Raw genomic sequence first — 18,927 nt, forward strand, 5'->3', positions numbered from 1 at the left:
TTTTTCGAATTGGATTTATCTCTATCTAACTATATACTGATGGCAAGAAGTATTCATTCAGAAAGGGTGGATTTTGTGAATAAAGTCAATGAATCTATCTGGTCTGGTCGGGTTGACCATACGGAGGACCGTTCAAGCTTCCGCTATCATCAAGTCGTTGAAATTGCGGATATTGAGAAAGTTTCGGGCGGATGTACGATTATTGGATTCGAATGTGAAGAAGGCGTCCGGCGGAATAAAGGTCGTTTAGGCGCAGCCGTTGCCCCGAACGCATTACGAAGTGGACTTGCGCCTTTGCCTTGGCGATTCCCGGAGATTGCCCGCCTATTCGATGTCAGCAATATCGTCTGTGACGGTGAAGATTTAGAGTCCGCACAACAGCAATTAGGTGAAGCGGTGTCTGCGATTTTATTGAAAGGGTCAAAACCCATCATTTTAGGCGGTGGGCATGAGACGTTATACGGGCATTATTTAGGTGTCCGCGAATCGCTTGGTAACGAAGCGACTCTCGGCATCGTCAATATCGATGCGCATTTTGACTTGCGACCTTATGATGAACAGCCTTCTTCCGGTACGATGTTCAGGCAGATTTTAGAACAAGACCCGAATGCACACTATTTCGTCGCTGGCATCCAGCGCTACGGCAATACGCAGGAGCTGTTTAATCGAGCGGATTTGTTAGGCGTAACTTATGTAATGGAAGATGAAATGATTCCCGGCCAACTCGAGGGTTTAATGGCTTCACTGGAAGATTTCATGAATGAACATGATGCGGTGATGCTCACTTTATGCACGGATGTCGTCAACGCCGCATTTGCATCTGGAGTAAGTGCCACTTCACCATTTGGACTTGACCCGTCTACGGTGCGCTCCATTATTCGAAAAGTAGTGGAGCATGAAAAAACGCGTTCTTTCGACATTTGTGAAGTGAATCCGGCTTTGGATGAAAACGGACGGACTGTGAAGTTGGGTGCATACTTTGTGAATGAAGCAATTGCGAGTTTTATGTCGAAATTAGGATAAAGCGATGAGGCCCGCCTACTATACAGGCGGGCATTATTTGGCTCGCGGAAAAGTTATCGGTTATTTCCCGGACGTTATCGATCATTTCCCGACATTTATCGATCATTTGAGCGTACTTATCGTTTATTTCCCGACTTATATCGATCATTTCCCAAAGTTTATTGTCATTTCATGACCTTCGACCCACACACAACACACAAAAAAACGCCCCACCAGCCAACAAATGACCGTGGGGCAATCCGAAAAATCATCCACCAATATAACTCATATTAATCTTCTTGCGATTTTTCACGGTCTGTTCCGTACGCTCATCGGAATAGCGGTCAGCGCGTCCTTTCCAGACACCCGTTATGGCCTCAAGCAGTTCTTCATCGGACAAGCTGCTTCGGATTAATTCACGTAAATCAAATCCGTTTGAAGCGAACAAGCAAGTGTACAATTTCCCATCTGAAGAAAGCCTTGCCCTTGTGCATGTCGAACAGAATGATTCCGAAACTGATGTGATGAAACCGACCTCTGCTCCGTTGTCCAAATAACGGTAACGCTTCGCAACTTCGCCGTAATACTCCTCTTCAGCAGGCTCCATTTCGTATTCCGCACGAAGCATTTGGTAAATTTCCTTCTTCGTCACGACTTTTTCGAAGCTCCAGCCATTGTCATTTCCGACGTCCATGAACTCGATGAAGCGCAACGTGATACCGCGTTCCTTGAAGTACGCCGCCATCGGAAGGATCTCGCTTTCATTTACCCCTTTTTGAACGACCATATTCATTTTAATCGTAAACCCTATTTCCTTTGCACGATCGATATTTTTGAGAATCAACTCCGGTTTAATTCCCCGGCCGTTCATTTTCCCGAAAAGTTCCGGATCCATCGCATCAAGACTCATGTTCAATCGGCGAAGTCCGGCGTCATACAAAGGTTGCGCATATTGGCCAAGGAGTACACCATTTGTTGTCAAACCGATGTCCTCGATGCCCTCGATTTTCATCAGTTTTTCAATCAAATCAGGAAGACCGCGCCGCATTAACGGCTCGCCCCCTGTCAGACGAAGTTTTTTTACACCAATGGATGCAAATAGACGTGCGAACCGTTCTAATTCTTCAAATGACAATAGCTCGTTTTTCGGCAAGAACACATAATCATCACCGAAAATCTCCTTCGGCATGCAGTACGTGCAACGGAAATTACAACGGTCAGTTACCGATATCCGCAAATCGCGGATCGGACGGCCTAATTTATCTACAATTGGTTCCATTATCGACAACTCCTTTCCAAGACGTCTGGCGTGTTCGCATTCATGAAAATCCGCTCTGCATCCCCTTCGGTCAGCAATACACCCTCAATCCACCGGACTCCATGTTTTTCCTGTACGTCCATGACCCGACGCCTTCCGTTTTCAAGTGCTTCCTGCAAATCAGGAAGGACTATTTTATCCCAAACCGACACAAGCGGATGATATTTCCCATCTAAAACAACTGCCGTCACACCAGAACTATGGCACTCTAACAAGCGCTCAATTACATCCGCCGTCATGAACGGCATGTCACATGGCAAAACGATATATCGATCGGCTTTCACTTTTTTCATTCCCGATAAAATCCCTGCAATCGGACCTTGCCCAGCAAACTCTTCAATGTCTGTTGTAACATGTAATTCTTTAGGAAAAAGTTCTACCAACTCCGGCCGCGTCACAATGACGATTTCCTCGCATGAAGGCGATAAAGCGTCTACTGACAGTTCATAAAAATACCGGGCCCCCCATTCGGCAAATGCCTTCGGGGAACCGAACCGACTCGACAATCCACCGGCTAACACAATCCCCGCCGTTTTCATCAGCCGCCGCTCACCGGAGGAATGAACGCACAAACATCACCCGATTGGATGACGTCATCTTTCAGCGCATACTCTTCATTCACCGCAACCTGTATAGTATCCGCCCCGAAGCCCGGGTATGTTTCCTCTGCCCAGTTCAGCAATTCAGCAACCGTCATCGAATCGCGTTCAAGCGTCTCTTCCCCTTTTCCAGTCAACTCACGCAATCTTGCAAAATAATTCACTTTAATCATTTTCGCTCAACCCCCTTTTCTGGATATTTCTTCTGTGCACCAATCCACTCTTCCCCATCTTCCCAAATTTCCTTTTTCCAGATGGGCACCACTTCTTTTATCCGATCAATCGCATATTCATTCGCTTCGTAAGCCGCTTTCCGATGTGGAGAAGAGACGGCGATGACGACAGCGATATCCGAAATTTGCAGTTCACCGATTCGATGCGCAATCGCAACGCGAACACCAGGCCAGCGTTCTTCCATTTCCGCTCCGATTTCCGCCATTTTCTTTTCCGCCATCGGGATATAGGCTTCATACGACAAGTAAAGCGTCTTCACGCCATGAGTAAATTCCCTCACATTGCCCGTAAATACCGTAACAGCGCCTGCCGATGGATGCAGCACATAGTCCATGTATTTCTGAACGTCTATCGGTGTTTCCACAATTTCAAAAGGCTTCATTTCCATCTCCCTCTCCAATCCATTCCAAAAACCATTTATCGATAAGCTCCGTTTGCTCACGCGAATGAATATGGGCGGTATCCGTCTCAATTTCTGGACACCCGATAACAAGCTGTTTGCCTTGCAACTTCCGAAGTGAAACCCAATCCTCTTCAGCGCGAAGCAGCACCACTTTATCTCCAAACTCACTCTTATATCCTTCTATTAATAAAACATCCGGTTTTCTGAACGAAACCATCCGTTTCAACGTTTCAAAATCTGGTTCTTCATTCCAAATGAGCTGCACTGCGCCGCCACCCGCCACAAGTGTAGCATCCGCCCCGTCAGCTAAAAACGTCATCGTGTCCGTTCCGGCGTCAGGCATTTCCGGCTTTCCGCCGTGCCCATGATGCTTCAGCACAGCAACCGACAAACCTTTTTCCTTCAATAAACGAACCCATCTCGCAACAAGAGTCGTTTTGCCGCTATTTTTATAGCCGACAACATGCAGCGTTTTCACACTGTCCACTCACTGACACCTTGCTCGCTGCCCAAGAGCAAAATATCCACAGCATCACCTGTTGCATATCCCCGCGTTCCGCTCGGTAGGACGATTAGGCAATTCCCTCTTGCAATCGAAGAGACAGCATTTGATTTATTAAAACCTGCAGGCACTGCTTGAATGCCTGATTCGGTAAATGTCCAAGTTGCCCGTATGAACCGCGTAAACGGATTCGGCTTCGTGAAGTCCTCTCCCAATTTCGCTCTCATCCTTGGCATATACGGGGCAGTTCCACCCATTATCGCAAGGATAGCGGGCCTTACTAACAATTCAAACCCAGTGAAGCAAGCGGATGGATTGCCGGATAATCCGAACAGAAATTTATTCCCAAGTACCGCGACTGTCGTTACACTGCCTGGGCGCATTGCGACTTTATTGAATAAAACTTTGGCACCAAGCCGCTCGTAAATCGCCGGCAAATAATCATAATCCCCGACAGATACACCGCCCGTCGTTATGAGGAAATCAGTCTCAGCAATTGCCTGCTTGACAATCGATGTGCAAGCGTCAAGATCATCCACTGCCATTCCGTATGAACGATAGGAAATCCCCATCCGATTGAGCTGACCTTTGATCATCGGACCGTTGGAATTCCGGATCTTACCCGGCACAAGCTCGTCACCCACTTCAAGTAACTCTGTACCAGTTGATAGAATTCCAGCGACCGGACGTTTTGCCACTTTCACTTGCGCGTAGCCGAATGTGGCCAACAAGGCAATTGTTCCCGGATGGATAAGTGAACCCGCTTCAATCAGGAGCTCGCCCTCTTTGGCATCCTCGCCTTTATAGGATATATTCTCGCCATCTTCAAACGGCTTTCTTAATGTAAATCCGCCTTCTGTTTCGCTCGACTGCTCCAACATGACGACTGCATCCGCATTTCCCGGAATTTGCGCACCCGTCATGATTCGATATGCTTCCTTTTCACCGATCGGCTTGTCTCCGAGATAACCGGCGCCGATTTCACCAATGACTGAAAAAGGGATCCGGTTATTGCCAGATGCTCCTTTCGAATCAAGCGACCGGATTGCGAATCCGTCATAAGGTGATCGGTCAAAAGGAGGTACATCGTGTCTAGCGATGATTGGTTCAGCTAACACTCTTCCGTACGATTGCTCAAGGTCGATAATCTCTGTACCTATCGGTTTTACATGCTCCATTACAAGCCCGACAGCTTCAGCGACCGGGATCGGTTTTCTTATTTCCACCATTCTGAATCCTCTCCTATCTTCTGCTATACTAAGGGTACTATTTTTGAGGGGAATGAATCCAATGTCTGAACTGACACATTTTAACGAACAAGGACGAGCCAAAATGGTCGACGTCTCCGACAAAGCTGTTACAACACGAACAGCCATTGCCGCTTCATCTATTATTGTAAATGAACTAATCCACTCTCAAATTACAGAGGGGACGAATAAAAAAGGTGATGTTTTTGCTGTCGCCCAAGTTGCTGCAGTCATGGCAGCGAAAAACACATCGTCTATCATTCCGATGTGCCATCCGCTCGCTCTTACCGGTGTTGATGTCCGCTTCGAATGGAAGATCGATGAATCAACCAGCCATTATGAGGTGCTCATCCAAGCCGAAGTGAAGACAAAAGGCTTAACCGGAGTCGAAATGGAAGCCCTCACCGCCGCGTCTGCTGCTGCGCTTACGATTTACGATATGTGTAAGGCTGCCGGAAAAGAGATGGTTATTGGACCAACGATGCTGCTGCGAAAAACTGGCGGGAAAAATGGCGATTTCGAGCGAGCTACGTTGGAATGAGAAGTTTTTGATGGTGAATGAGAACTCTTTAGCCGTTAATGAGAACTCTGCGGCGATAAACGAGAACTCTTTAACCATTAATGAGAACTCTACGGCGATAAACGAGAACTCTTGCACCGTTAACGAGAACTCTTCAACGAAGAACGAGAACTCTTACACCGTAAATGAGAACTTTATAGCGATAAAGGAGAACTCTCGCTGCACTGAAAGGAGAATCATAAATTCTTCCGTCGGCGCGGCGATTTTTCATGGGTGAAAAGTCACGAAACGACGATAACTTTCGGAAAGTGACCGATATAATTGCGAAAGTGACCGATAACTTCCCGGAAGTGACCGATATATTTGTGACAATGACCGATAACTCTCCGCAAGTGACCGATAACATTCTCAAAGTGCGCCTTTCGCCAAACTCACTATTAGAATCACCGACTACCCCTTCCGATGCTTCGTCAATTCGTGCACGATATGATGAAGCTCCGGAAGGATCAGTTTTTCCATCGCCAACTTCACCGCTTTCGATGAACCCGGCAATGCAAATAACGCCTTTTCATCAATCGTCCCCGCAGTTGCGCGGCTTAATAGCGCTTTTGATCCGACGTCTTCTGTATAACTTAAAAACCTAAACAATTCACCAAAACCATCAATTGTCTTCGTGAAATAGGGAGTCACTGTTTCAATGGTCACATCGCGAAATCCGATTCCGGAGCCACCGGTTATGATGATTGCTTCAACAGCTTCATTACGAAGCCATTCTTCGACATTGCGAGAAATCTCCGTTGGCTCGTCTGTACAGATTCGGTAATCAGCGATATGATGGCCTGCTCCTTCTGCCGTCTGAATAATTGTTCCACCGCTTTTATCCGTTTCTTTATTCCGAGTATCGCTCACCGTTAAGACGCAGATGGATATTTCATTTTTCTTTTCCAATTCCGATGGTTGAGACAATCCATTCTCTCCCCCTATCCAAAAAATTGATGATACAACTTCCTGCCTTCCTTCATATCTCTTAACCCATGAATGAGTAACCTTCCATTTTGGAATAAAACACAACGATAGCCTTCCGCATGGAATTCGACGAAAAACGGTGTCACTTTATACGTTGTCCCCAATCGCTTGGCGACTTGCTCGCCGTCCTGCAATGTCAGCGTTCGATTGTTAGCCGGTATGACTTGGACCGTTTCTCTTCCACAAAGAACCGCGTAATTCGTCCCTTCAGGTTTATTAAGAGAAGGATATGTAGGCTCCGCTCCGCATGTTTCACAGTGTTCTTTTCGAATACGTGAAATTCCTGCTTCGACTTGAGTGTTATTCCACAAGTCGAAATGTAAAAGCTTCGTCATCATTGCGTCTTGATTACCCGTGAGCCATTTTAGTCCTTCCGCTGTTTGCCTTGCTGCAACGACTTGGACGGCGGGGGCGATGACACCTGCAGTATCGCATGTTTCATTGACAGAAGGGAGGACTGGCAATAGACATCTGAAGCAAGCTGTTTTTCCTGGAATGAATGGAAACACTGTGCCGGAACTTCCGACGCAAGCACCGTGGATCCATGGAATTCCTTTTTTCCATGCAACGTCATTCATGAGAAGTCTTGTTTCGAAATTATCTGTTGCATCCATGATTAAGTCGGCGTCCGCAACCATTTCCTCAAGCATTAGTCCGTCTACATGATCTAAAACTGTCTTGATATCGCAATCTTGACGGATTTCTTTTAATCTACGTTTTGCAGCAACCACTTTCGGAGTGCCTTGAAGCGCATCTTGTTCTGTGAACAATTGCTGTCTTTGCAGATTGGACATCTCCACATAATCTCGGTCTGCAATTGTTAGTTTGCCAACACCAGCTCGGACAAGCATCTCAGAAATAGGCGAACCTAACGCGCCGCAGCCGATTATGACGACATGTGCACCCTGCAAACGCTCTTGCCCTTCTTTGCCAATCGGCTTGAACAGCGTCTGACGTGAATATCTGTTTTCCACTTCCCCCACACTCCCTTGCAATCTAACATATAGGCAGGCCGCCTTCGCTTCTGAATGAAGCAAGGGCTTCCGGTCTTTATAACCGGTCGCCCTCTTTTGGTAAAGGTGTAATATCGCTAAATGTTCCTACGTAACGTTCGATATCGCCGGAATTATTGACTACGGTATTGATGGTTAGTAATTCGAGATATTCGTTTCCATCTTTCCGCTTATTCCATACTTCACCTTGCCAATGGCCCACTTCGCTTATTGCCTTCCACATAGCAGCATAAAAATCTTTTGGTTGTCTTCCTGAACTGAGAATGTTTGGATTTTTCCCAACTACTTCCTCTTCAGTATACCCTGTGAGCTATGTAAATGCAGGGTTTACCGACATGATTTTGCCATCGGGATTTGTGACGAGAATCCCTTGCCCTGTTGAATCGAATACTTCTTTTGAAAGTGTCAGACGATCCATATAATACAGCCAAACTACAAGTACAAGTTCAACAATGCACCTCCTCACTAAAAGTTAAGAAACTTCTTTCTTAACGCGTATTCAACAAGTTCCGGTCTGCTTTTCAGGTTTAACTTCCCCATGATTTTGGACTTATGCGCTTCGACCGTCTTGACGGAAATATAAAGCATTTCCGCGATTTCTTTATTCCCATAGCCTTTTGCAACGAGGGGCAAGATTTCAATCTCCCTTTTCGATAAAATTTTATAGGGATCTGTCTCTACTTCATCGAAGTCCTTTTTGACGAATTGGCGGACAAGGGAAGTCGCCATGGAAGGATGGATATAGGTGCCTCCGTCGTAGACCGTCCGAATCGCAGTAACTAATTCTTCGTCGGGAGAGTTTTTCAATACATACCCGGAAGCACCATTTTTTAATACATGAAATAAGTATTCTTCATCGTCGTACATCGTAAGAATAACAACTTTCGTTTCCGGAAAATCTTCTTTTATCTTCCCAGTTGCGATTAAACCACTCTCACCAGGTGGCATGCTTAAATCCATAAGCAAAATATCGGGACGATGTTTTGCTACCTTGTCATACGCTTCTAGTCCATCTGCGGCAGTTGCTACTACTTCCATATCATTTTGATAGTTCAATATGTGCATAAAACCGCTGCGAACGACTGCATGATCATCTGCAATTATGATTTTCACTCGCTTTCCCCTCCTTCAACAACTGGAACTTCCAATTGGATTACAGTTCCTTTTCCAAGTTCGGAACGGATATGAAGGTTGCCATCAACGAGCTCTGCTCTCTCTTTCATACTATAAAGGCCAAGACCCGTTCCTTTTGGATCCGTATTTTTCACTTCGAACCCTTTTCCTTCATCCGCCACAAGCAAATGAAGTGATCCATCCGCTTCATACAGACGGACAACGAGTTCATCGACCTCTGCATATTTCAACGCGTTGAACACTGACTCCTGACAAATCCGATAGACGACCGTTTCAATTTCGCCGCCATAACGCTTCGACTCTAACTCGGGATGAAAATGAATGATGAGGCCATAATTTTTTTCAATCCATTTGAAGTGAGTACGGAATGCTGCTTCCAATCCGAGATCGTCAAGTGTAGCTGGACGCAATTCAACGGAAAGATGGCGGATATCATCTAAAAGCCGCATGAGCGAGCCTTCCGTCTGTTGCACTTTTTTCAGCACTTCTTCATCAATATTCATATATTTCAATACACGTAAATCAACTAATGAACTGAGCATCTCCTGCGCGACACTGTCATGCAATTCACGGGATATACGTTTCCGTTCGTCTTCTTGTGCTTTAATAACTCTTTTCATCATCAGTTTTTGATTCAATTCTTCTTGTGTCTTGAATTGCTGTGTCAAATCCCGAAGCATGAAAACTCGAATTCCGGATTCTTGGTCGATTGTTTGAATGCTTCCTGTGTAAGGTATGACACCTCTACCTTTCGTATCAAAATACACTTGGAAGGAACTGATATCTATGTCTGGCTTCGACATATAGCATGCTTCACAAGTCAGCAATTCATCGGAGCTTGTATACCCTCTGCATATTTTACAAATTGCCCCCGCGCTTCCTGCCATCATTTGCTCATAGACATCTTTATCTATAATTTCTTCGGCAGCTGTATTCATCGTGAGGACTTTGCCGTCCCGATCAAAAAAGAAGATGGCTTCATTAGAATTGCCATATAGATTCATTAAAAGGCTCGGCAAATTCTCTTTACTGAACTGAGTCATCTTTCACCATCTCCTTATCATAGAACGGGCCGAATTTCGTACCGATTTCTTGCTTGAATTCCTCAAACTGTTCCGGTGTCAATGCTTGGTTTTTCCGATAGCCGACAAGCATGACACCGTACACACGACTATACTTATACAGCGGGATTGCCCCGAAACTTTTTAGTCCTTCCGCAACGAGAATCGGGTAGTTGAAAAGATTATCTGTGCCCAACTCATGTAATGCATCACCCACAAACATCGATTTGCCTGTCTTGAAAACAAGTCCCGCCACACCTTTTCCTGATTGGAGAATAATACGGCGGTGCCTCTCGCTTTTATTTCCTGTCACGTGTGCCCACTTCAATTCAAATCCACGTTCTGGCGATTGAACGAGTGCTATCCCGACATAATCGAATCCGAATACATCGCGGATACGCTCAATCTCTTGCTGGAAGTTAAATCCCACCCATTCTTTCATATTCATTACTCCCTATAGAAAATTATTATCTTTTATCCGCTTTTGCTGGTGACCTTCTATACAGGATATAGCTCCTGCCCGCATAATTCAACGGGACACTCCATACATGGACAAGTCTTGTGAACGGCCACATCGCAAAAATGAGGAAACCACTCAGAATATGCAATTTGAACGTCAATGGAACTGAGGCCATATAGCCTGCTTCAGGTCTAATAATTAGTAAGGAACAGAACCAAACGGAAATGGAATCACGGTAGTCAAATCATAACCCGTTCAGTTCACTGGTACAAAACGAGAATTAACACGCCAATTAGCATCACAAATAGCTTCGAATTAATACATCAATTAGCACTGCCATTGGCGGTGTTTTTTCTAATTTATAATTGGTGACTAGAATTCAATTTCGTCTAATAATATAACTTCTGACGCTATAAAAAAAGGACCCGATCAAGGCCCTTTTAAGATATTAATTATTCAACAATCGCACCCGTTAATTGAACAAAATTACTATTTCTCTATCCTTTATTTTCTTCTAATTCTAACCTTCTTCGTTCCAGATCTAATTTTTCCTGCTCTAATTTTATTTCTCTTTCCTTAATTTTAAAATGTTTATTGGTAGAGTAAATACCCATAATTATGCTAACTATTAGCACAATAACTAATACCACAATTACTATCAACAAAATAAATAATTCCAAATTACTCAGCTCCCTCATAATAAATAATGACTAAGAGAAAAATTAACATAAGAATTACATCACAGAAACCTAATGTTTCTTCTCTTGAACAATCCTTCACAAACTTTATTTACAATACCTTTAATATAGATATTTCCGTATACAACAATCTGGCTCCGTTTGTTGAAGTATCAAATTTTATTCCTTACTCTTTATTATATCAGAGATAACGAACGAAACCTTCAAATTACTTAATTTATGCCGCAATTTAATTAACTTCTGATCACTCCAACTTATAAAAATATGTTTTGACATACAAATCAACAGCGGTATTAACACATACGTTAGCAGAACTACAATAGAAATTGTAATCCTGCTAATAGGCTTGTCGATAGGCTATCTAAAGTAGGTGTGATTCATTTGCAAACGTTGATATATAGGTAAAAAGGAAAGAGTCCAATTCATATGCGAATTTGGACTCTTTTTGTGTGTTTAATTTAGTTTTTGTACCTCTCAACTGAACGGCTTAGTCAAATCCCCGAGTCACATTATTCGTAATTTGGGACGCGTATATGCCTATAAAAACGATGAATAACCGACTCTTAGGGGGTTATCACCGACTTGGACGACTTTATCACCGACTCTTGACGCTTTATCACCGACTCTCCGCACTTTATCACCGACTCGCTACAAAAACTGTGAAAAATGTCCAGTATTCCAACTTCATAGATATTAATCTACTGGTATAATACGAATATTAGATATAATTCCGGAAATGGGGTTTGTTACTTGTCACTTCAATTTATAAATGCAGAAAAAAGAATCAATGACTCAGTCATCTTCCCTTCTTTCGATTTATCAGCTGAACGAGGTAAAGTTGTTGCAGTCTATTCCAGCGTTAATATCCGGGAACAACTGATTGGGCTCTTAGTTGGAAAAAACAAATTATCTAATGGAGAAATTCGCATCGGTGAGGATGACATTCCCGGGAACAAACATCAAATTGGTTTTTTCTTCTTAAACAGTGGATTATATGAACGTTTATCTATTGTAGAAATGATTCAGTTCACAAAAAGTATTTACTCATCCGCTATATCAGTTGCTGAAGTCATTAACTCAGTTCAATTAGGTTCAAAACGTAATGTAAAAATAAAACAGTTGTCCTATTCCGAGAAAAAACGAGTTCAACTTGCTTGTTTACTTATTCAAAATCCTTTTATTTACATTTTGGAGGAGCCCGATCAAAACCTTGATCTGGAAACAAAAAGAATCTTGCTCACTGTTTTAGATGAGATTCGGTTACAGAAAAAGGTAGTTTTCATATTAACGGGAAATCTCGAAAGTGCAGTCAATTCCTCCGATGAAGTTTGGAGGTTGGACGAAAACGGACTCCATGGCGTCCAGATCGAAGAGCAGATTGAGGCGGATAACGAAATGCCCTCTGAAGAAGAAATTAATGTTTCGAATGAACAAACCGTACCGGTCGTTCAACCGGTAAAATTCGAAAAAATCCCAACAAAAGTGAACGATAAAATCGTATTATTTGACCCTATTGAAATTGACTATATTGAAAGTAATGAAGGCCAATCATTCTTGCATATTAAAGGAGAGTCATTTCCAAGCGTGTTCACCCTGAATGATTTGGAACAACGACTACTTCCCTTCGGTTTCTTTCGTTGCCATCGTTCATATATCGTTAATCTTCAAAGGGTAAGAGAAGTGATTACTTGGACAAGGAATAGTTATAGTTTGGTGTTGGAGGATGCGAAGAAGTCTTCAATCCCATTATCGAAAACGAAAATGGCTGAACTTAAAGAGATGTTAGGACTCTAATCATGTAGAAGCTTGTCTAATTTCCCCGGAAATATTCGACAATAGAAGACACTTAAAAAACAGTGATTTTCCTGCGTTCTTCACGCTTCACTTTTTCTTATTTAACAGAAATTCAGCTCCAGTGACCGGTTTTCATCTGTTCATTCACCCTTTAAACTGCTCCATTCACCTTGAAATAAACTCCTTTCATCCAAGATATAATGCCTCCCTATTCATTTCCTTGTAATCTGAGATTGCAGATACGAAATGAACGAATAACAGTTTGAGGAGGATACGGATGGAAAACATTATTGAAGTGAAGGCCTTGGCAAAGGTCTTTGCTAACCAAGTAGCACTTGAAAGTGTTAATTTTCAAGTTAAAAGGGGCGAGGTATTCGGTTTCCTTGGACCGAGTGGATCAGGTAAAACAACAACCATTAAAATATTGACTGGACAATTGAATCCAACAAGCGGAGTTGCGACGGTATTTGGAGAATCTGTTGAAGCACTTCGGAAACCCACTAATCGGAAACGCTTCGGAGTGTTGACGGATAATAGCGGATTATATGGAAGATTGTCCATATACGACAACTTAAAGCTCTATTGCGATTTGTACGGAATGCCCCCTTCCAAAATTGACGAAGTGCTTGAAATCGTCAATTTAAAGGCGGATCAACAAAAGCGGGTTTCCACGCTGTCTAAAGGAATGACTCAGCGGGTTACATTAGCTCGTGCTTTGATTCATGAGCCGGAATTACTTTTCTTGGATGAACCGACCTCGGCTCTCGACCCTACAAATACCCTTCATATTTATGAGGGATTACGAGCTCTCAACGCGAAAGGAACGACGATATTCCTTACCACGCATGACATGCTTGAGGCAGAGAAGCTTTGTGATCGGATTGCTTTCCTTAATAAAGGAAAAATCCAATTATTAGATACACCTGATCGGCTTAAAAAGCAGTTTTCGGATGCAACCATTACAGTCGAATTGTTAAATGAAGAAAAAGTGGTCATTCCAGCAGGAGAGGAAGGGGCCCAGCAATTATTTAATTACATGACGGCAAATCAAGTGGCGACGATACATTCGAATGAGCCGACACTAGGTGATATTTTCGTACAAGTTACTGGGAGGGAATTAGTATGACTTTTTCTTGGAGACGTGTGAATGCTATTTTAGTGAAAGATTATAAGGACTTTTCTAGAAATCTAGCAGTTTCTATTATCATCTTCATGCCACCTGTTATGGCAGCCTTGTTCAGTCGTATTGGAACTGTTTCGATAGAAGCACATTATATGGTTTTCAATATGGCATTTGCTCTTGTTGCGACGTATGTGCAGTGCAGCTTGATTGCAGAAGAGAAAGATAAGAATACATTGCGTGGATTGATGATCTCCCCCGCCAGCACATTAGAGATTTTAGGAGGTAAAAGCCTGCTAACTTTCCTTCTGACGATGTTAGTACTTATACTTTCTGTCTTTTTCGGAGATTACCGACCACAGAATGTGCTTATCATCGGCGTGGCATTTGCTTTTTCGGCATTCTTTTATATCGGTATGGGGACATTGTTAGGTTTGTTTGCGAAATCCGTTATGGAAGCTAATGTTATTGTTTTACCAGTGCTCCTATTTTTCTCGATGGGAACTTTTGCTCTTCCGTTTGCAGAAAAGTACCCGGTCTTGAAGGTTCTGGAATATTTTCCAAATGTCCAATTGATTGAGATCGCAGCAAAAGTCGAAGCCGGTGGAGGATTTGGGGATACATTCTTGCCTTTAGGTATCATCCTAGCCTGGGCGATTGCGATGTTTGGCTTGACTGTTGTTGTTTATCGGAAAAGGATGGTGGACTAATATGAAGAAAGCATTGAAACCATTGATAGGATTTGCGTTAGGAATTATTGTTGTTATCATTTACAGAACTTTTTTCGGTTGAAGCTTTATGCGTGTCTGGACGTGCTTATGCTGGAATTCTGAGTTTTATGTGCGGCTGGACGTGTTTATGCGTGATTCTCGCCCTTTATGCACTTTTCGGACAGATTATGCGTGATTGTACCGATTTATACGTATTTAACGGAGAGCCATTGATCGTATTTAGCTCTCCGTTCTTCATTTTCATTTATAAGTCATCAAACCCGTTCAAGTTGCTTGTTTTTACGTATTGTCTTGATGTTTGTTCGAAGAAATCGGTTTTTGTGTCGTCAAAGTTATCGACATAGGCGCGGATCCATTTCATCGGGTTATCGGTGAATTCCGGATAGATTTCGCTCAATCCAAGCATGCGTAACATTTTATTTGCGCGATATTTCACGTAGCCCGCCATTTCTTCGAGGTCGATTCCAACGATTTCCCCTAACACATAGCGGCTCCAAATGATTTCCTGTTCGACGGAATGGCGGAATTGATCGTAAATCCAATCGGTGAATTCTTCGGTATTATACTTCGGATTTTCTGCAAGTGCCGCGCGGAAAATATCGCTGATTGCTTTACCGTGCTGCAGTTCATCGCGGTTTATATATGAAATCATCGTCGATGTTCCGACCATTTTCTGATGGCGCGCGAGATTGTAGAAGAATGCAAAACCACTATAGAAGAATAGTCCTTCTAATAATGTCGTGTACACCATTGCTTTCAACACAGTTTCAACCGTAGGATTTTCCGCGAATTCATTATAAATATCGACAATCCGCTCGTTCCGTTTCATTAGTACTTCATCGCTGCGGCCCATTTCGAATGAATCCATCTGTTTGTCGAGCGTCGTTACGGAGGAAAGGACGTACGCATAGCTGTGATTATGCTCGCTTTCCTGGTCGGCGATTGTAGCCATGATTGACTTCACCGAAGGATCAGTTGTGAAGTCCACAATTTTCATGGCGATGACGGTTTGCGGGCCATCGAGTGTTGCAAGCAGCCCGATAATTTTTAGAAACGCCTCTTGTTCCGCTTTCGATAAGTTCGGGAATTGCTTTACATCCTGCGTCATATCGACTTCATTCGCTGTCCAAAAAAGAGAGCGGATGCGCTGACGTATTGTATAGAAATGCGGATGCGATAGGTCGTTCCAGTTCAGGATACCGCTCGCTTTTCCGCCGAATATTGCCGTTGATTTATTTGGATTTGCTGGATTTAGCACTTTAACGCGTGTAAGTGTTGCCAATGTTGATGAACTCCTTTCGCCCATTCGATTACTTTCTTTTCTTGGATGCCACGTGGGCTTTGTTCGATTTTTAGAGGTTCGTATTTTGATTCATAAAATCGTTTTAGTTTATCGGCGGCGTGGCAAAATAGCTCGTCCCCGCCAAACTGGGTGTCTCCAGTACCGAAGACATAGACGTTTTCGGGCTTATAGCTGATGTCCGCGACGAAATCCTTCACCTTGTCAGGCGTTGCACCCTTATCCCATGTGAATGAACCGATTATCATCGCATCAAACTGCCGCGGATTCGGTATCGGACCGTTTCCGATCCGATGCACAGTCACGTCCAATCCTTCCGACAGCAGCGTCTCCTCCACGATTTCAGCCACTTCCTCCGTATTTCCGCTCCAGGATGCATACGCAATCAGGAATGACACCATTCGCACTCCTCGATATCCGAAGCTGTAGATCTCATGTAATACGTCGATTTCATGCCCGATTTCCATGCTTGAATATGCAACTCAAGGAGGACGGATGCGCGTATGTTATTCGGCACGTAAATATTGAACGAAATTGCCTGATCGATATGGCGCTGTCTTGCTGCATTTTGCTTGATGGACCAGCGCTGATCGACAATATACGCAGAGCGACGGTAGACATCGTATGTGTTATGGTCCAAATCCGGTGCGATAACAGGTAGCTTGTAATCTTTCTTTTCCTCGTGGTAGAACGGCTTGAAAATCGGATCGATGGAAGCCGTAGACCCTGCGATGACCGATGTTGAGCTGTTCGGCGCGACAGCCATTAAATAGCCGTTTCGCATGCCGTTTGTCGCAACATCAATGCGTAGCTCACGCCATTGTTTCGAGTCGTAGCCACGTTGTTCGAAATAAGTCCCAGTCTGCCAATCTGACCCTTCGAATAAAGGATAAGCCCCCTTCTCCCCCGCCAATTCCATCGATGCTTTGATTGTCAAATAAGCAATTCTTTCATACAGTTCGTCCGCATAGTCAACCGCTTCATCCGATTCCCATTGGATGTTTTTCAATGCAAGCAGATGGTGCCAGCCGAATGTTCCAAGGCCGATGCCACGGTAGCGGGCGTTCGTCCGTTGCGCCTGGATGACCGGGATTTTATTCAAATCAATGACGTTGTCTAACATGCGGACTTGGATCGTAATAAGTCGTTCCAATACGTCTGCGGGTACTGCTCGGCCAAGGTTCACGGACGACAAGTTGCATACAACAAAATCTCCAGGCTTCGAACGGGTCACGACGATATCGTCTTCAAAAGTGACCGATTCGAATTCGGTTGGACTCATGTTTTGCATGATTTCTGTACACAAATTACTGGAATACACCATACCCTTATGCTTATTTGGGTTTGTCCGGTTTACTTCATCACGGTAAAACATGAATGGCGTCCCCGTCTCAAGCTGGCTGCGCATGATCCGTTTCATGATTTCAATCGCCGGGACGGTCTCCTTTGACAATTCCGGATGGTTCACGCATTCCTCGTATTTATCGCGGAATGAACCGGCACCTTTCGTTTCATCATAATGATCCTCAAGCGAATATCCCATAACAGTCAGGACTTCATGCGGGTCGAATAAATACCAATCGCCACGCGCTTCGACTTGGTCCAGGAATAGATCCGGAAGGCAGACTCCTGTGAAAATATCATGCGCACGCAAGCGATCGTCCCCGTTGTTCAGCTTGAGGTCAAGGAAAGTGAAAATATCTTTATGCCAAACATCGAGGTAAACTGCAATTGCCCCCTGGCGCTGACCAAGCTGATCGACGCTTACCGCCGTATTGTTCAGCTGCTTGATCCACGGAAGAACGCCGCTTGAGGCACCTTTAAAACCACGGATGGAAGACCCGCGTGAACGGACTTTGCCCATGTAAACTCCAATTCCACCGCCGTATTTCGATAGATTCGCAATATCGGTATTGCTGTCATAAATGCCTTGCAGCGAATCAGCGACCGTGTCAATGAAGCAGCTCGACAGCTGACCATGCGGCTTGCCCGCATTCGCAAGCGTCGGCGTCGCGACTGTCATATACAGATTGCTCATCGCCCAATATGCTTCCGCAATTTTTTCAAGGCGATTTTCAGTTTCATTTTGCATGAGCGTCATCGCAATGATGAGCCAACGTTCTTGCGGCAATTCGACAGGCTGTTTATTGAAATCAACTGCAACATACCTGTCCATAAGTGTTTTCAATCCAATATACGTGAACAGCTTGTCCCTTTCCGGCTTCAAGAATGTTCCTACTTCATCCAATTCCTCGCGCGAATATTTTTCAATCAAAACAGATGTATACAAGCCCTTCTCAACAAGCCGCTCCACGTTATCGGCAAAATCCGTATATGCTTTTGCGCCCCTAACGCTTTCCTGGCGTGAATAAACATCTTGTAAATAAATCCTCGCAGCAACGAATGTCCAATAACCGGATGCTTCATCGATATAGCTAAGCGCCTCCAAAATCATCGCTTTCGTCCACTCAGATTTTTCTCCATCGGAATGGCGTTCCAACCATTTTAGACTCGCATCTTCTAACACCGCCAACCGTGTTTCCCCGAACTCCGCCTTTAGGCTTCCAAATATGCCCGCTACATCCATCTTTTCACGAATCAATGTCATCAAAATGATTCCTCCTTTGTGACACAATACAAAAAAGCGATGATTCCACCTCTTCGGTAGAGTCATCGCTCATGGAATTTGATTAGGAAACAGATCGGGACCTCGCCTAAATAGTGAAAGCAAAAAATACCCGCTCGCTTCCACCTCTCAACCCCCG

At 44.0% G+C, this 18,927-nt stretch carries 24 protein-coding genes and 2 pseudogenes; 7 read left to right on the forward strand and 19 right to left on the reverse strand.

Annotation, left to right across the window (positions count from 1 at the left end; translation table 11 throughout):
* Window positions 1-39 precede the first annotated feature (39 nt).
* Both hutG and ACFPZG_RS02495 read left to right on the forward strand, forming a co-directional pair.
* Window positions 40-1,023, forward strand: a complete 984-nt coding sequence (gene hutG / locus ACFPZG_RS02490; RefSeq protein WP_381426389.1) for a formimidoylglutamase — start codon at window positions 40-42, stop codon at window positions 1,021-1,023.
* Window positions 1,024-1,060: 37 nt separating this feature from the next.
* Window positions 1,061-1,198, forward strand: a complete 138-nt coding sequence (locus ACFPZG_RS02495; protein ID WP_283733156.1) for a hypothetical protein — start codon at window positions 1,061-1,063, stop codon at window positions 1,196-1,198.
* 72 nt (window positions 1,199-1,270) lie between these two features.
* Here the strand turns inward: ACFPZG_RS02495 and moaA are convergent, their stop codons facing one another.
* The 6 genes from moaA to ACFPZG_RS02525 are packed head-to-tail and all read right to left on the reverse strand — an operon-like array spanning window position 1,271 to window position 5,287.
* A complete protein-coding gene (gene moaA, locus ACFPZG_RS02500; protein WP_283733157.1) occupies window positions 1,271-2,281 on the reverse strand; it encodes a GTP 3',8-cyclase MoaA in 1,011 nt (336 codons plus the stop codon).
* Window positions 2,281-2,859 carry a molybdenum cofactor guanylyltransferase gene (gene mobA / locus ACFPZG_RS02505; RefSeq protein WP_283733158.1) on the reverse strand — a complete coding sequence of 193 codons (579 nt, stop codon included), beginning with the start codon at window positions 2,857-2,859 and terminating at the stop codon, window positions 2,281-2,283. Before mobA ends, moaA begins: the two co-directional genes overlap by 1 nt.
* Complete coding sequence (gene moaD / locus ACFPZG_RS02510) at window positions 2,859-3,092, reverse strand: molybdopterin converting factor subunit 1 (RefSeq protein WP_283733159.1); 234 nt, start codon at window positions 3,090-3,092, stop codon at window positions 2,859-2,861. Before moaD ends, mobA begins: the two co-directional genes overlap by 1 nt.
* Window positions 3,089-3,535 carry a molybdenum cofactor biosynthesis protein MoaE gene (locus ACFPZG_RS02515; RefSeq protein ID WP_283733160.1) on the reverse strand — a complete coding sequence of 149 codons (447 nt, stop codon included), beginning with the start codon at window positions 3,533-3,535 and terminating at the stop codon, window positions 3,089-3,091. The genes moaD and ACFPZG_RS02515 overlap by 4 nt, the downstream gene beginning before the upstream one ends.
* Window positions 3,522-4,043 (reverse strand): molybdopterin-guanine dinucleotide biosynthesis protein B, encoded by a 522-nt coding sequence (gene mobB / locus ACFPZG_RS02520; protein ID WP_283733161.1) that lies wholly within the window; start codon window positions 4,041-4,043, stop codon window positions 3,522-3,524. Before mobB ends, ACFPZG_RS02515 begins: the two co-directional genes overlap by 14 nt.
* Complete coding sequence (locus ACFPZG_RS02525) at window positions 4,031-5,287, reverse strand: molybdopterin molybdotransferase MoeA (RefSeq protein WP_317941360.1); 1,257 nt, start codon at window positions 5,285-5,287, stop codon at window positions 4,031-4,033. Before ACFPZG_RS02525 ends, mobB begins: the two co-directional genes overlap by 13 nt.
* Before the next feature lie 61 nt (window positions 5,288-5,348).
* Here ACFPZG_RS02525 and moaC point away from each other — a divergent pair, with 61 nt between their 5' ends.
* Window positions 5,349-5,846 (forward strand): cyclic pyranopterin monophosphate synthase MoaC, encoded by a 498-nt coding sequence (gene moaC, locus ACFPZG_RS02530; protein WP_283733162.1) that lies wholly within the window; start codon window positions 5,349-5,351, stop codon window positions 5,844-5,846.
* Window positions 5,847-5,979: 133 nt separating this feature from the next.
* Here moaC and ACFPZG_RS02535 read toward each other — a convergent pair whose 3' ends face one another.
* The 10 genes and pseudogenes from ACFPZG_RS02535 to ACFPZG_RS02580 all read right to left on the reverse strand — a co-directional run bounded on the left by ACFPZG_RS02535 (window position 5,980) and on the right by ACFPZG_RS02580 (window position 11,199).
* On the reverse strand, window positions 5,980-6,237 hold the full coding sequence (locus ACFPZG_RS02535) for a hypothetical protein (protein WP_317941361.1): 258 nt from the start codon (window positions 6,235-6,237) through the stop codon (window positions 5,980-5,982).
* A 38-nt stretch (window positions 6,238-6,275) separates the two neighbouring features.
* Window positions 6,276-6,791: a MogA/MoaB family molybdenum cofactor biosynthesis protein gene (locus ACFPZG_RS02540; protein WP_283733163.1), complete on the reverse strand. Its 516-nt coding sequence runs from the start codon at window positions 6,789-6,791 to the stop codon at window positions 6,276-6,278.
* Window positions 6,792-6,805: 14 nt separating this feature from the next.
* On the reverse strand, window positions 6,806-7,825 hold the full coding sequence (locus tag ACFPZG_RS02545) for a ThiF family adenylyltransferase (RefSeq protein WP_283733164.1): 1,020 nt from the start codon (window positions 7,823-7,825) through the stop codon (window positions 6,806-6,808).
* 76 nt (window positions 7,826-7,901) lie between these two features.
* Window positions 7,902-8,162: pseudogene (locus ACFPZG_RS02550) on the reverse strand (PAS domain-containing protein); the annotation flags it as partial.
* 12 nt (window positions 8,163-8,174) lie between these two features.
* Window positions 8,175-8,330: a PAS domain-containing protein gene (locus ACFPZG_RS02555; RefSeq protein WP_317941387.1), complete on the reverse strand. Its 156-nt coding sequence runs from the start codon at window positions 8,328-8,330 to the stop codon at window positions 8,175-8,177.
* Window positions 8,330-8,977, reverse strand: a complete 648-nt coding sequence (locus ACFPZG_RS02560) for a response regulator (protein ID WP_283733165.1) — start codon at window positions 8,975-8,977, stop codon at window positions 8,330-8,332. The genes ACFPZG_RS02555 and ACFPZG_RS02560 overlap by 1 nt, the downstream gene beginning before the upstream one ends.
* On the reverse strand, window positions 8,974-10,041 hold the full coding sequence (locus tag ACFPZG_RS02565; protein WP_317941388.1) for a sensor histidine kinase: 1,068 nt from the start codon (window positions 10,039-10,041) through the stop codon (window positions 8,974-8,976). Before ACFPZG_RS02565 ends, ACFPZG_RS02560 begins: the two co-directional genes overlap by 4 nt.
* On the reverse strand, window positions 10,025-10,501 hold the full coding sequence (locus tag ACFPZG_RS02570; protein WP_283733166.1) for a GAF domain-containing protein: 477 nt from the start codon (window positions 10,499-10,501) through the stop codon (window positions 10,025-10,027). Before ACFPZG_RS02570 ends, ACFPZG_RS02565 begins: the two co-directional genes overlap by 17 nt.
* Window positions 10,502-10,526: 25 nt before the next feature.
* Window positions 10,527-10,763: pseudogene (locus ACFPZG_RS02575) on the reverse strand (respiratory nitrate reductase subunit gamma); the annotation flags it as partial.
* A gap of 253 nt (window positions 10,764-11,016) precedes the next feature.
* The gene (locus tag ACFPZG_RS02580; protein WP_283733167.1) at window positions 11,017-11,199 is read right to left on the reverse strand and encodes a hypothetical protein; all 183 of its coding nucleotides are present in this window, start codon (window positions 11,197-11,199) and stop codon (window positions 11,017-11,019) included.
* A gap of 551 nt (window positions 11,200-11,750) precedes the next feature.
* Between ACFPZG_RS02580 and ACFPZG_RS02585 the strand changes: the two genes are divergently transcribed.
* The 4 genes from ACFPZG_RS02585 to ACFPZG_RS02600 all read left to right on the forward strand — a co-directional run bounded on the left by ACFPZG_RS02585 (window position 11,751) and on the right by ACFPZG_RS02600 (window position 14,841).
* Window positions 11,751-11,927, forward strand: a complete 177-nt coding sequence (locus ACFPZG_RS02585; RefSeq protein ID WP_381426390.1) for a hypothetical protein — start codon at window positions 11,751-11,753, stop codon at window positions 11,925-11,927.
* A gap of 40 nt (window positions 11,928-11,967) precedes the next feature.
* Window positions 11,968-13,011, forward strand: a complete 1,044-nt coding sequence (locus tag ACFPZG_RS02590) for a LytTR family transcriptional regulator DNA-binding domain-containing protein (protein ID WP_283733168.1) — start codon at window positions 11,968-11,970, stop codon at window positions 13,009-13,011.
* Between the two features lie 277 nt (window positions 13,012-13,288).
* Window positions 13,289-14,137, forward strand: a complete 849-nt coding sequence (locus ACFPZG_RS02595; protein WP_283733169.1) for an ABC transporter ATP-binding protein — start codon at window positions 13,289-13,291, stop codon at window positions 14,135-14,137.
* Complete coding sequence (locus tag ACFPZG_RS02600; RefSeq protein ID WP_317941389.1) at window positions 14,134-14,841, forward strand: ABC transporter permease; 708 nt, start codon at window positions 14,134-14,136, stop codon at window positions 14,839-14,841. The genes ACFPZG_RS02595 and ACFPZG_RS02600 overlap by 4 nt, the downstream gene beginning before the upstream one ends.
* Window positions 14,842-15,106: 265 nt before the next feature.
* On the opposite strand, the gene ACFPZG_RS02605 is transcribed toward ACFPZG_RS02600, so the two are convergent.
* From ACFPZG_RS02605 to ACFPZG_RS02615, 3 genes are read right to left on the reverse strand one after another with little or no spacing between them, the layout of a single operon-like run.
* Window positions 15,107-16,168, reverse strand: coding sequence for a ribonucleotide-diphosphate reductase subunit beta (locus ACFPZG_RS02605; protein ID WP_283733172.1), 1,062 nt, complete (start codon window positions 16,166-16,168; stop codon window positions 15,107-15,109).
* A complete protein-coding gene (locus ACFPZG_RS02610; protein ID WP_283733173.1) occupies window positions 16,114-16,563 on the reverse strand; it encodes a flavodoxin in 450 nt (149 codons plus the stop codon). Before ACFPZG_RS02610 ends, ACFPZG_RS02605 begins: the two co-directional genes overlap by 55 nt.
* Window positions 16,548-18,770 (reverse strand): ribonucleoside-diphosphate reductase subunit alpha, encoded by a 2,223-nt coding sequence (locus tag ACFPZG_RS02615; protein WP_317941392.1) that lies wholly within the window; start codon window positions 18,768-18,770, stop codon window positions 16,548-16,550. The genes ACFPZG_RS02610 and ACFPZG_RS02615 overlap by 16 nt, the downstream gene beginning before the upstream one ends.
* Window positions 18,771-18,927: the final 157 nt, after the last annotated feature.

It is taken from the genome of Sporosarcina thermotolerans, from assembly GCF_042658975.1.
In the GTDB taxonomy this organism is placed as follows: Bacteria; Bacillota; Bacilli; order Bacillales_A; family Planococcaceae; genus Sporosarcina; species Sporosarcina thermotolerans.